This window comes from Pseudomonas sp. CP-1, from assembly GCF_021213715.1.
GTDB classification, from domain to species: domain Bacteria; phylum Pseudomonadota; class Gammaproteobacteria; order Pseudomonadales; family Pseudomonadaceae; genus Pseudomonas; species Pseudomonas aeruginosa.
The window spans coordinates 1-13,088 of record NZ_JAJQKY010000014.1 but is presented as its reverse complement, the minus strand read 5'-3'; the positions used below and the strand labels follow the sequence as shown (position 1 = coordinate 13,088).

Here is a 13,088-nt window from a genome sequence, read left to right as displayed (position 1 = left end):
CGTTCATCCTTCCGAGTGGTTGATCGATGGGTTAAGGTTATTTCCGTAGTTAGGTACGGGGTCAAGCGGCATGCACAACGCGGTGGAAAGCCTGACCATCGGCGCCTTTGCCAAGGCAGCCGGGGTTAACGTGGAAACCATTCGGTTCTATCAACGCAAGGGGCTGTTACCCGAACCGGACAAGCCCTACGGCAGCATTCGCCGCTATGGCGAGGCGGATGTCGCACGGGTGAGATTCGTGAAGTCCGCGCAACGGCTGGGCTTTAGCCTTGATGAAGTGGCCGGACTGTTGCGACTGGACGACGGCGCGCACTGCGACGAAGCGCGTGTGCTCGCCGAGCAGAAGCTTGAGGATGTGCGTGAGAAACTCGCGGATCTTCAGCGGATCGAGTCGGTCTTGGCGCAGCTGGTTGATGACTGTTGCGCGAGCCAAGGGACAGTGAGCTGTCCGCTGATCGTTTCGCTGCAAGCGAGCAAGTGACCGCCCGCACTTCGCGCGTTAGCCCACGATTTCCCGTTTGTCAGGGCTCTCTGTTTGTCGGTCTGAAGGTGGAAAGAGCGGCGCTCATTGAGCGCCGCTGACTGGGCAAAGGAGCACTTGCAAAGGCCCTAGGTTGGTACTGCTATTTGCCCTTGTGCATCAGTGGGGCGGGCCCACGTTGCATCTGGTCGAGTAGCACATATCTACCTTGCAGGCGGACAGCCGGGCTGCGCTTCGCTTCGCCACGGCCTGCCGCCGTGGCGCCCAGTTGTTCAATCTTCTTGACGGTTTCCGCCACTAGGATTGCGTCAGCCTTGTCGCGCATGGAGACAATCTGCTCGGTCGCTCTCGTGACATCGTGATCGCCGCCGTACAGCCCGTCGCCTCTGAGAAGGTCATGCAGGTGATGGATCGGATCAATTCCAAGTGGGGTCGAGGCACGCTCCGCCTGGGCGGGGTGCCGGTGACTCCTGACTGGGGATGTGTCGGGAAATGCTCGGCCCAAGCTATACCACACGGTTAGATCAGCTCTGGACAGTGAGGTGAGGCACACCCCAGCGCTGCTAGGAAGCCGGCTTACTGCTCAGAAGAACCACCTTACCAGTGGCTACGCCCTTCAGTTGAGCTAGTTCGAGAATCAGGGTCTGATTCACTGAGGCCAGTCGAGCCAGATCCTGGCTTAGCTGTGCGTTCTCCGCGCGCAATGCTCTGTTCAGCTCCCTCTCCTTCAACAATGCTTGGTGCTTCGAATCGCGCTGTGCTCGGACTGATTTCCCCATCAGACCACGAATGCGTTCAGCCACGGCTGGGTAGGTGTTGTGGATGAGACCTGGAGTGACCCCTGCCGCTTTCGCTACGCCAGAAATGGACAGCTTTCCGTTTGTTGAAAGGATGCCGTCGATGACCTTATCGAGCATCTCCGAGGTCTTCTGTCTGGAGCGTCCGGAGGATCGTTGCGCAGTTGGCTTATTGGTCAAAGTCGGCACCTTCAAGTTCGCGTTGGGTCACTGTCGCGAGCGTCCAAAGGAGACAGGCCAAGGCTGCTGATTACGTCGAATGCGACCTGCATATCACGTTTTGCCCGTTGCCTTACAGCCGGCCCGGCATCGTCGATTTCCATCAGCTCCAGCTGATGCGAGTAGATCCCCTGCCACGTGGTGGCAAAGGTCTCGTCAATCACAGAGTGTTTGCAGCCAGGACAACGGGTTGCCTCATACAAACCAGCCCCACCACAGCCCCGTTCTGTCGCGATGCACCAGCCATGACCAGTCGCTCGAATGTTTGCATGGGGGGCTGTCTGGGCCAGCAAGGCACTCCGATCTTTGATCGGAATGGCACGTAGCTCCATGATCCTCTCACCCGCCCCTCCAGCAAGTGGCTGATCATCCAACCACGACTCGATGAGATCGATCTTGAATTCCGTCATCTGTTGGAGGATTTCATCGAACAGGGTGAGATCCTGTAGGGGGTTGGAGGCATAGAGCTGAGTCATGCTCATACTGCTGTGTTTGAACTGCCACTTGAGGAAGACGAGCGAGGTACGCCCCATGCGAGACTCAACGAAGCACCGGGCATAGGTGCGACGGCACTGGTGAGTCCGCAATGGCCAATCACTTCCAGCCGCTTTTGCGACGCGCTTGAAGGCTTCATTGGAACCTGCGGCGCTGAGCACTTCGATGTGTCCAACACGTTCGGCTTTGTTGCCGTACCCATTCAAGCAGAGGAACAGTCTCTTCGAGTCCTTTCTGGCTTTCTCCAATCGAAGCAAAAGATCAGCGGAGTCAACTGAATTGCATGACAGTTCAAGGTCACTCAACTCCGCCTCGAGCTCCCTTCTCATGGGGGTTGAGCACATGGCGAAGAGATTCAACGCATCCAGCGTAAGCTCAGGGACAAGATAGTCGACTCGTCCCTTTCCCGTTTTATGCTCGGTCGTGGTTACCCAGCAGTAAGTAACGCCATCCACTACCTCTTTTCGCCACGCACCGACTTCAATCCCGATGACCTCTTCGTTACGCATGCCACTGGTAATGGATGCAATGTACAAAACAGCATCGCGGCAACGAATCATTTTGGGGCTGCGGCGAGTGAAAGTGTCAATTCCGGTGGCTTTCAGATCTTCTTTCGTCTTATGAACGATCTGCTCGCAATAGTTGAAGATCTTCGCCTGATCATCTGGCGGAATTATATCCGTTCTACCCGTATTCTTATTGGCAGCCGAAGTACCCCTTGCTTCTCCAATTCCGCTGACTCGCCACAGGGACGAGTCCCCCCACGGAAAACACTGAAGAGGGGAAAGGGTTTCGGCAGAGAATATCCATAAAAAGTCAATTATCCGCAGCCTGGAATAAAGAGGCATTGGTCTTAACGACTCTGACTTGCAATGGTGAATATAATTACTAATGTGTATGGGCCGAACATCGGAAAATCGTTCAAGCTCTAAATCGCTAAGCCAACGAATAAATGGAATGACACTGGCACTGACGAGAGTTGTAATACCCCGTGCGACAGGTGGCTTTGACCCTGGAAGCCCTCTCTTGAACCATGCATACGCAACTGCTTTGCAGTCATCAATCATCTCAGGTGGGAGATTAAAATCCCAACTGACGTACTTGTGCCCCTCGTTTACGTTAGATTGATCAAAGAAAGGTCGAAGATCCCAGCGAGCATCGCCAAAGCGGCTTAATACAAGAGTTTCGCCACGATCATTAACAATGGCACTAATAACTATCGCATCACGCTCAGCCTTGCTGAGGCCCGAGGCAGTTACAGGTTGCGCGAATAGCACATCATAGGCCTTAAGGGCGGCCCTAGAGTTCCGATTAGCCGACAAGAGCGTCACCTCGAACTTTCCTCATAAACTCAATCTTGCATCCCCAGAACGGATGAGGGGACGCTTTCGCTTTGGCTTTAGCCGCTTCGATCAGTTCAATCTTGAATTTTCGAGACGTAAACTCGTCAATAAGCCTGATGAAATCGCCCTGGCGTTTCCGCCATGCCGCCCACTCATCTGTTAAAAAATACTCCATCTCAGCGTGCAAAAACTGCTGATAGCTGAACAGTCGATACAAGTCTCCGAGAGTCCCTACAATTGCGTAACTAGGACATGTCAAGCAATGAATGAACTCGGAACAATGGGTAACGCCATCTTTGGGTGCCAGGCTTCCATAGAGGCTATCTTTGCAACCTCCTGGGGGTGTCGGTGTGACGTTGATGCCACGCAGCTGATCGGTGAATGCTTCCCCTACGAAGGTGGCACCCTCAACCTTGATCTCGTCATTTATCTTCAAATAGTGGTTATCAGCAACGCTAGGGGAATGGCCCATCACAGCGGACACCTCCAGTAGGTCGCCGCCGCTGAGCTTCCAAAGCCTACTTTCCATAGTCTTTCGAAGACGACTGAGATTAACGATCAGCGGTTGGCCCTGATCGTCCTTCAAAGCATGCCGCGCACAGATACTCTTTGTTGATTGAAATAGCGTACTGGAAGCCAGCGCGACTACCCTATGACCATGCCCATTCTGTCCGGCGCGGTAAAGCCAAACATGCGACTTAAGCTTTTCAGGCGCAAACCCAACCAGTGGCTCAGAAATTGCCAAAGCCTTATTTACAACAGCCACCCCATCTAAAGGAATTGGGTTATATCCGTCATGCAGTTCAGTTTGTCGAATGGTTTTGCTCTGAGCACCCTTGCCGCGTCTTTTTACGGTGTTCAAGAGCCGAAGATTGGGGATGAATGGATGCGGCTGGAGTGCATCTCTAGACATTTCCAGAAGCGGCGTAGTGTTAATTCCAGATCTGGCCGCAGTAATCAGCAATAAGACCGTCATTGCTTCGGCGTCATTTCCAGAGAATAAGCCCTTATGAATGGCTACTAAATCTGACTTTAGCGCAGTGATGAGCCCCTGCATTTCCGAGAGACTGAGCGGCTTCGCGTCATTGGTCGATTTCGCGGTATGGGGGAAAGGAACGGCTGGAAGTAGATCATCTTTATCCGCCTCAACGAATCCGTATTCAATTAGGCTGATGATCAATGACTTCAGCGACGTGTAATAGTTCTTCGCAGTTGACCCGTTTGGATACTTGAGCTTAAGCCACGAAACATATCGCTCAAGATGCCGCTTGGTCAGGCTGTTCGGGGTTGACGGCGGAGAATCAATCGTTCCGCTTTTCAGGAAGGCCATGAAATATCGAAGGCCATTGCTGGAGTACCCTACAAGAGTGGCCAGGGAGAAATTCCCTCCATTGACCAGTGCTCTGATTACATGAATACTCTGAATAGCCCATGCGTCAAAGCCAAACCCAATGTACTGAGAGTGATCAATCTTAGTTACATTCCGGGGATTTTTCGGAAGATCGATTCTAAGCTCATTCTCTACGGTCTCGAATCCTTTAGTGACCGATTGCATTTCAGCTTTATAGTTTTTCTTTCGGGCCAACAGTAGTACCTCAGATGCTTGGAGTAGAGACGGCCATAAACATCATGTCTATCTCGTCTTCATGAGCAAGGACAGACTGAGCCTCTAGCTGATTAATGAGATGCAGGTACACCATCGTTGTTTGAACGTCGGAGTGTCCCATCCTGTCTCGGACATAGAGCAATGGCTCTCCTTTAAAGTCTCGGCTTTTCCTCAGGGCAAGAAGGGTATAAGTCCCATAGGTATGACGAAGCATGTGGGCCCTAACATAAAATCCGCACTTGCGCTCATACGCCTTCATCACGTCGACGATGGAGTCTTTCGTGTACTGCCGCCCCTCCCTTGTCAGCACCAAGGCCGTGGCGCGCCCGTTGCCGGCCGCTTTCCGTACTTCGCGCTCATGAAGCGTGTACGACCACATTTCCTCCATCAGCGACCAAGGCACGTCAATTGTTCGAGGGCGGCCGTACTTGAGATGCATGTCCGATGGCTCGAGAGCCACGCTGATCATTTGCCCAGGGCGGAGGCCCTTCTTCAGCCGAGGATTAAAGACGTACTTGAAAGGGAAAGTGCGCGCCTCGCAGGAGCGAAGACCAGTGCGAACCATCAGATGGAACAAGATCCGGTGACTTGGATCGGCATCGAGGGCGAGGCAAACCTTAGCCTGATCTTTGGTCAGGAATTTGGTCAATCGCTTACGCTCTCGCACCATCACTGAGGGCTTCGTACTCTCGGCGTTAGGACGAGCTACGTGACTGAGGAAGCCGGAATGCGGAGTCGCTCTGACCCTTCGCTCGCCAAAGGGCAGCGCTGCGATCAGATCACGCTGCTTGGCCCATTGGTAGAACCTCACAATTAGGTTCAGTCGCTTGTTCAGAGTGCTGGGATCTAGTTCCAACTCACCGCTCGACCAGTCTCTATACCGCGACAGGACGCTCAGGCCATCTGCCTGACTCTCCTCATTCCAGGCCAGACCATTGGCCTCGAGGAAGGCGAAGTAGTCGAACAGACGGCGTCCATAGGCCTCCCACGTCAGAGCACTGAGTGCCTCACCTGACTCGACTAGCGTGTGCCAAAGGAAAGATTGCGCCGGCTCCACTGGCCAACCGTCGGCGCCAACCAACAGAGGGAAACCTTCGAATGATCGACCCGCTACAGCAAGGTCTTTTGTTGCGAACACCAGCCTCATTTCACAGCCTTAAACACCATCCAGATGACTCCCCTTCAGAGGCTGGAATGTAATTTCTCAGGCTTCTATCAAGGTGGTGCGGACTGTAATTCATTTACTAACGGAAGCAATCCCTCAGATCGTTGTTCGAGAGCACGACGACAGGCCGGCGCTTGAGCTCGGGCTGGCAGATCCGCTCGCAGCTACAGTAGAAGCTGTTGCAGTCGATGAGAGCAAACACACGAGACGGTATGCTCATGGCGACACACGACTTACTACCCACGACACCCCACACCTCAATGATCTGCTCGCCGTCTAGCTGTAGATCGGGCATGGTGGGGTCAGCAGCCTTGAGCCAGCGCCCTCCGAACAAGTCACGCTGAACCAGCCGCACTCGGTATCCCTCGCCGCCTAGGTCTACCACCACGAGCTTGTCATCCAGGTGACTGGCCGCTCGATTAACGATCAGCCGATCTCCACGAAAAATACCGAAGCCGATCAGGCTGTCGTCCAGTACCTGGACACCCCAGATATGCGGTGAGCCCAGGCCGGTAAGCCTGTCGAGAGATAGGCCATCTTCCTTTTCATCCTCGGCGGGAGACTGGAAGCCTGTAATACGCAGGTCTGTGGCTACGTCGGTCAGCAGGCGCTCGCGTAGCCGCTCACCTCGGGCCAGTATCGAAAGAGATGACATCGGAACATCCAAGGAATACTGTATATGCAAACAGCATTTGCGAAGTCCAGAGAGAGGTCAATCGGCGAGGACAGGCGGTCGACGCTACAGTGGATCGCCACCCAGCACAGCGCTTCCTGTATCACCTTCGCAGCCAGCTTCTGGGCCTGGGCTCCACTCCAAGCGGGCCTGCCGAGTAGTGAGGTCAACCAGCAGGCGCCGATCTAAACACCCCATTGCCTGGCCAGCTTCCGCCTGTATTTGAGCGTCTGTCCATGCTTGCACGACGTAGCTGAAGACCTGAGCCTCAAGATCCTCGCCCTCGGTGTGGTGCAAGATCGAGGCGCATTCCAGCAGCCCCCTCCAGCGTCCATTGCTACTTCGTGGTTCCTGACCAACCTAAAGCTGCTGCCGCAGAGGCGCAGTACCAGTCTGTGCAATGGGACATATGGAAACCCATCGATTGTGGCACGTGCGACATCACGACTGCTCCACTGGAAACGTCACAGCATCACCCTTGGGAGGCTGCTTAAAGCCCGGAATCACCACCAATTGCCTCAGGTCGTTAACTTTCAAGTCGATGCTCTTGCCGCTGGGGGCAAGAGCAAGCTCCCCTAGCGCGAATACACGGAAGTAATCGGCATCTTTCTGGCGCAGAATTCCATCGATGTATCGCCGAAATCGGTACTCGCTCATCTGCTCTTTGGATACGTAGAGGAACACTGGTTTGTTATCAACCCAGTCAAAGAACCTGAGCTTGAACCCTAAATCGTGATCGTTACCCGTGCCATAGCGCTTGACCAGGCTGGCACCTCCATGGATAACACGGTTTGAGAGTCCTACCTTGGCATAGGCGATGCTCTTGAAGTACCAAGACAGGGGAATCTCGCCTTCGCCGACTATCCTGAGCTTCATGGCTTTGAACTCCTCATCGGAGAGTTCAAGCTTGGCGTGTCGGTAGCACTCCACCAGTCGCTCAAAACTGCTGGTTCTGTGGTTTCGAGATACTCTCTCGCCTCGACCTATCCCTGTGCTTCGACTCCCCTCTGTAACATCACTGACGCCGGCAGTGCCTCCTGAGGAGGTTCCCTCTGTTGTCTCTTCAGTGGTGGGATCGAAGACATCAATGTAGTCATGCAGCTTGCGGCGAGCCCTTCGAAGGAACGCGTCGCCATCGGTTTCCCCAGGGAGCTTGCCATCGACCTCTTCGGCATCCTCATCAATCATCCACTCGCAGTCCGGAGCGTGCGCGTATTTCGGATTCTCACGAAAGTGCGCTATGCGATAGGTGTCGTGGGGTTGTTTGTCATAGTTAACTGCGGTGACTTCGGCTTGTATTGCGAGGTCGCGGCACGTCTCGTTCGAGCACAAGAACCTGAAGCGGCTGCGGGGTTCTGGGAGTGAGAAAAAGGCTCGCCGGGCTTCGGCGATTGAGAGTACCTCGCCCAGCTGGACGCAGTAAGCTCGTGTGATGGGGGTTCTAGTCGACATCCGATTCAAGTCCCTGATCTAGACCGTACTGAATTCAATCATTTGTAGCGGTATCACTTGTCGTAGCCAAAGGTACGGCGGTGCTCAGCAAGGTAAGGCAAATGCCTTGGATCGATCTTGCGCAACCTCATTGTCGAAGACAGGCCGAACTCTGGTGGTAGCTGCTTCGCAGCCGGCGACATGAGAATCGAGCCGTTATCATGGAAAGAGATCAGGCCTTGGTCGAAGAGCCGATCATAATGCGGAGCCAGCAACAACCCATTGAATGGATCAAGCTTCACGTCGGCGTCTGATTTGCTCCAGGGCACGATGTGAGAGGCGATCAGTAGCTTGGGCTCATCCACGCCGGAGAGTGCGCATGCATCTCCCCAGAACGCCATTACCTGCTTTCTAAATCTTTGCTGGCCAACACGAGCCATGACAGTCGTGGCGCGAGAGGTGATGAGGGTGGAGGTGTCCTGCTTGCTGCCCTGCCCATCTTCGTATTCCTCAGCATCAAGCACGGTAACGACGAAGCTGGACTCCGGGTTTTCCTGCACGATGGGACGGATTATCTCGACCAGAGCTTGAGGAAATTGAATCTCACATCCGCTGGTGATCTGGAAGTGATCAACCACATCTAGATCGAAACGCGGTTCAAATGAAATCTGGAGAAGGCGACGGGTGCCATCTACGAAATCACAGTGTTCACGAACCTCTGGGTGTGAGCCCCATAGAGCATGCTCTTTCTTCCGGTCACGAAATGGCTGCTCCCAAGAAGTGTTGGATAGCTGAATAAGCCTGGCCATGCTTGTTCCTTTTGATGGCGTTAGAAGGGTCAGGCTATCGATCTACCTGCGTAGCGTCTACCTTGTTGCCAGCCAAACATGCAAAGGTATGGTTTCAACAATGAGAATCGAGGCGCCTCCTTTGTCAGTTCACTGTCGTGTTCCTGTCGTGTTGGCCTGGCTGTCTACTCTCCACACTAGCTACATCGTTCAACGTGATGGAGCAGCAAAATGAAAACCTCTGAATCCAGCCAGCAACCCCGTCCACTCACTCCTACTGAACTTGCTCAGTGCGTCAGATTGTTTCGCGAAGCCAACCGCTGGTCTCAAGAGCAGCTAGCGGGGATCTCAGGGTTGAGTGAGCGAACGATTCAGCGAGTCGAGAAAGGCCTCTCAGGAGACTTCAACACGCGACGTGCCCTGGCGCGAGCATTCGAGTTCGAAGACATCGATGTTTTCAACAAGGCCTATGAGATCCCCTCCGAGGAAGAGCTAAGGGCCGCCCAAGAGAAATACGACAAAGAGAATGTCACCTTGGCGGCCACACCGCTGACCACGGGGAGGCAGCTAGCCAAACTGGTGACAACTAGTACGGCGGACATGTCCGAGCCGGCGTTCGAGTTGACCCGCGAAGCCGAGGAAGCATTTTCCGGTTTGGTGGACTATTTCAGGGAGTATCGCGATTGCGCCGACCTGTATAGCGAAAGGCAGAAAATCGAGGTGTATGACGAGATGCAGTCGTTCATCGATGCACTCAACGCGCTTGGAGTGTCTCTGGTTTACAGCGAGCGAAAGGTAAAGATGAAATGGGGGACAAACCCAGCCTCTGAGCCTATGCCCGCAAAAATCCTGTATGTCGTTGCCTTTCCGATGGGAGAAGAGCCTACGCAGTTCGCCACACCGAAGTCTGGCGCCGTTAGCCTATAGTGCCGCGTCAACTCGAATGGGATCTCTTGCGCCTTTGGTGGTGTGTCAGATACGCTCAAACAGGAGTCTGGATTTTCAGGCTCTGAACGGGCTGTTTCAAGCCAGAACTAGCACATAGCCGGGCAGACACGCTCTGCTTAGCTATGGTGCCAGCCAGGCGGTAGCCAGCAAATCCTGGCCTGCCAGGCATAAAAATCTCTAGTGGCTCATGTGCCTAGTTGGCGAGCCGCTAGAAAAACTGGAGCGCTGCATCTGATGCAACTCCCATATCAGCGTTGCATACCGCCATGGATTGGTCGGGATTCTCGCTAGCTCAGGGTACAGGCCCCATTGCGACCGAAGCGTTCATACCGGTCGCCGAGCACATGCTAAAACCTGCCTCGTGCACCTGTAATGCCGAGCGGGGCTGACGATAGGCTCATTCGCCGGTCAGAAATTTCACCGGAGACCGCCTTAACCGCGTCTCACGGTAACTGCTACACCTGGCACACCTCTGGCTGCGCCGGGTTTGAAGCCAAAACAGCGATCTCGATATGAACCTCGGGTGGAATCGAGAACCGAATCGCTCCTCATCTATCGCGATGTGAGAGAAATCAGCTCAGCGCACTCAAGGGATTGAGTGCCTGGTGCTAGTCCCTGACAAAGGCCATCGGTGACGAAAGGCCTCTGACAGAGAGCGATATCAAGCTCGACGCCGACCATTTTTATGGTCTGTACGTCGCCGCGCCCGTAACAGGTGCAAAAAATATCGGCTGAAACGCCCACGTCTATTAGCTCGTGAATAGGAATTACCCTTATGAGCGCTCGTCGTGGTGCACCTGATTGGCTGAAGAAAATCGTTTCCTGGCTCGCAGCGTTGGCCGCATCAGAAGTTTTTCGTGAGTGCTGCCGCCGCCTGTTCCGCTGGATTGAGGAAATGAGGAACAGCTAGATTGGGTGTTTGAAGGGCGGCCTACGAGAGTAGGCCGCCTTTTTTCAGCCACTGCTTCATCGTTCGGCGACGATAAGCAGTGGACGCAGGGTCATCGTTGCTACGTAGAAAGCCGGACAGGCATCACCTACCTGTAGCAAACCAGATTTCAACGTCGATCACTCCCTTTGTGAGCAAAATAGCTGCCTCAGGCGCTCACCTTTGATCCCCGCGTGCCTGGCCGGCCCTGGCGATCAGTCGCGAACAACTTCCCCCCGAGGCAGCCGTCCTTTCCCACCAATTGGCCCTAAGCAGAGCGAACATGCCTGTTCAGTTGCTGCGGAGGGCTCTATGCCTTCCACCTGTTATGGGGGCAGCAGAACCCCTACAAGCGCTCCGGCAGGGTATTCGCGGAGTCCAGGTAAGGTTCGTTGCTAAGGAGCTTGGCACGCCAGGCGGAAATCTCGCCCTCGTCCACATCCAAACGCTTGAGCCACTGATCTGCCGACCAGCCTACCAGTCGTAGCTCGCCGTCGTGAGAGCCGCCGTGCAGCGAACCCACGGTCTCATAGCGAATGTCCTTCAGCACATGGTTCAGTAACACGTAAGAGGCGGGTCTCGGGTCTTCGGCATCGCCACCGGCTGGGTACGCTCCGGCCTGAATCACCACACCGGCACCGTAGTCGTAGAAAGCGAAATGACTGGACGGCAGCTGAGCGCGCAATGCCTCCAGACCACCGACCTGCTCTAACCGCACTTGGTCGAGTATGGTCAGCCAACTGACAGTCTTTATCTTGCTGGTTTTGAACGCCGGACGATTAGCAAGCAGGCCAGCAACACCCACATCCAGCCCAGGCATACGTGCTGCCATGAAGGCCTCCGTGGGCTGATTGTCTCCCCTGTTGGTCACGGAGAGATTAAAGGAATGTCCGGCATAGCCTTGCTCTGGAGCCAGTCGGCGCGCAGAGTCGAGGAACAATCGTAGGAAGCCCAAAGGGTTCTGCTCCTGATAAAGAAGAGGAACAGAGAACTCCAGAACACTGAGATCGTCTCCCATCTTCGACTCCCAAGCTGCCTGGCCAAAAATCTCGAAGTACCAAGCACCGGCGTCGTTAGACTGTTTACCGCTCGTGTAATAGAAGCTCAGCGGGTAATCCTCATCCATGCTGGCCAGCATTTCACGCAACGGCTTTGCATCACCATAGGCAGTCAGAGGCTTACCCTCTGGAGGTTCCTCGCGCCAAAGCCAAGTGAGGTGGGGCTCTGCCAGGCGCTTGAAGTCGTCGAAGCACTGGCATAGCGCTTCCCGCACCAGAGGGGTATGAGCCTCCTTGAAGTAAAGCGTTCCGCGCAGACACAGCACGGCACCGATGTAGTCCTGAGGGCCGCCTTTCATCAGTAGATTGCCTGGTATTTCCAGCACATTTGGCTGCTTGGCCAACTCGTCTGCCAGGTTGAATTCCTGCTCCATGGGGTTTCCTCTAAATCAATAGGCTGGTGCTGGGATGGGCGGTCGCGGAGAGCGGCCACGTGTCAGGATAAACATCACGCCACTTGCGATAGCTGCCGCCCACCCAAGCTGCTCTACTGGCACCTTGGATTGCTGATTTTCCTGGCTACAGTCGCAATCGGTGGACTTCATTTCAACGATTTTCCGTTCATCGCCAGCGATCCTCTCGTACGCTTGTACCTGCCTGCTATCAGGTGGGTCAGGTGGGAACTTCATCTCCACCACCTGCTTGATATTGTCTTGCGTCGGCGGCCTGTTTGGATCTTTGACGATCACCACGTCGGGCCGGCGAATCATGCCTCTACCAGGTCTGAACGGTGGATGATCTGGGTCTTCATCCCAGTACTTGCTGATCCAGCCAGGTATCCAGCTATGAGCACTGGTTCCCGTCTGGCTGTCGAGAATGGGTTGTGGAGGGTTCTTGGTCATGTCGTAACTGACCTCGGGTTTGTATGGGCTGCGTCCCTGGAGAATTTCGTCTAACTCTCCCAATCGCTGCGCCACACAGGTCTGCTTGAGATTCTTCCCATCCTGGCTGACATTGGGGGCGCTACTGCAATAGCAGATCGCCGAACACAACACCTTCTTGTCCTGCGGATCGAGTCTGGGTTCCAAAACTCCAACGGGATTGGTTTTGCCCTCGGGGCTCATTCCGCCCTGAGAAAGGCTCGGCTGATCACTCATGCTTCGCCTTCCTGTGACCTGCCCCCAGTTTTAGTACCGCTGCCTAGTTAGTAGGCCCT

The 13,088-nt window shown here is 54.6% G+C and carries 10 protein-coding genes and 3 pseudogenes; 3 read left to right on the top strand and 10 right to left on the bottom strand.

All coding sequences use genetic code 11. The features are described 5' to 3' along the window. The first annotated feature begins 70 nt into the window (after positions 1–70). Positions 71–481: an Hg(II)-responsive transcriptional regulator gene (merR, locus tag LT948_RS23585; RefSeq protein WP_008567182.1), complete on the top strand. Its 411-nt coding sequence runs from the start codon at positions 71–73 to the stop codon at positions 479–481. Positions 482–839: 358 nt separating this feature from the next. After that, positions 840–1,027 (top strand): annotated as a pseudogene (locus LT948_RS23580) (DUF4113 domain-containing protein); the annotation flags it as partial. A 17-nt stretch (positions 1,028–1,044) separates the two neighbouring features. On the opposite strand, the gene LT948_RS23575 reads toward LT948_RS23580, so the two are convergent. From LT948_RS23575 to LT948_RS23545, 8 genes and pseudogenes are all read right to left on the bottom strand, one after another. After that, positions 1,045–1,398, bottom strand: coding sequence for a hypothetical protein (locus LT948_RS23575; protein ID WP_008567186.1), 354 nt, complete (start codon positions 1,396–1,398; stop codon positions 1,045–1,047). Positions 1,399–1,469: 71 nt separating this feature from the next. Beyond that, positions 1,470–3,323, bottom strand: coding sequence for a site-specific integrase (locus LT948_RS23570; protein WP_010794483.1), 1,854 nt, complete (start codon positions 3,321–3,323; stop codon positions 1,470–1,472). Further along, entirely contained in the window at positions 3,304–4,920 is a 1,617-nt protein-coding gene (locus tag LT948_RS23565) for a hypothetical protein (RefSeq protein ID WP_010794484.1), read from the bottom strand. Before LT948_RS23565 ends, LT948_RS23570 begins: the two co-directional genes overlap by 20 nt. 10 nt (positions 4,921–4,930) lie before the next feature. Beyond that, a complete protein-coding gene (locus tag LT948_RS23560; RefSeq protein WP_010794485.1) occupies positions 4,931–6,088 on the bottom strand; it encodes a tyrosine-type recombinase/integrase in 1,158 nt (385 codons plus the stop codon). A 118-nt stretch (positions 6,089–6,206) separates the two neighbouring features. Beyond that, a pseudogene (locus LT948_RS33375) lies at positions 6,207–6,326 on the bottom strand (Y-family DNA polymerase); the annotation flags it as partial. 33 nt (positions 6,327–6,359) lie between these two features. Continuing rightward, positions 6,360–6,761: pseudogene (locus LT948_RS23555) on the bottom strand (LexA family protein); the annotation flags it as partial. Between the two features lie 459 nt (positions 6,762–7,220). Next, positions 7,221–7,967 (bottom strand): ATPase, encoded by a 747-nt coding sequence (locus LT948_RS23550; RefSeq protein WP_132791274.1) that lies wholly within the window; start codon positions 7,965–7,967, stop codon positions 7,221–7,223. A 317-nt stretch (positions 7,968–8,284) separates the two neighbouring features. Further along, the gene (locus tag LT948_RS23545) at positions 8,285–9,019 is read right to left on the bottom strand and encodes an HNH endonuclease (RefSeq protein ID WP_033995706.1); all 735 of its coding nucleotides are present in this window, start codon (positions 9,017–9,019) and stop codon (positions 8,285–8,287) included. Between the two features lie 210 nt (positions 9,020–9,229). Between LT948_RS23545 and LT948_RS23540 the strand changes: the two genes are divergently transcribed. Beyond that, positions 9,230–9,925, top strand: a complete 696-nt coding sequence (locus LT948_RS23540) for a helix-turn-helix transcriptional regulator (RefSeq protein WP_033995705.1) — start codon at positions 9,230–9,232, stop codon at positions 9,923–9,925. Positions 9,926–11,220: 1,295 nt separating this feature from the next. Here the strand turns inward: LT948_RS23540 and LT948_RS23535 are convergent. Next, positions 11,221–12,306: a DUF3396 domain-containing protein gene (locus tag LT948_RS23535; protein ID WP_033995702.1), complete on the bottom strand. Its 1,086-nt coding sequence runs from the start codon at positions 12,304–12,306 to the stop codon at positions 11,221–11,223. Positions 12,307–12,321: 15 nt separating this feature from the next. Further along, the gene (locus tag LT948_RS23530) at positions 12,322–13,029 is read right to left on the bottom strand and encodes a VRR-NUC domain-containing protein (RefSeq protein ID WP_058199715.1); all 708 of its coding nucleotides are present in this window, start codon (positions 13,027–13,029) and stop codon (positions 12,322–12,324) included. Positions 13,030–13,088: the final 59 nt, after the last annotated feature.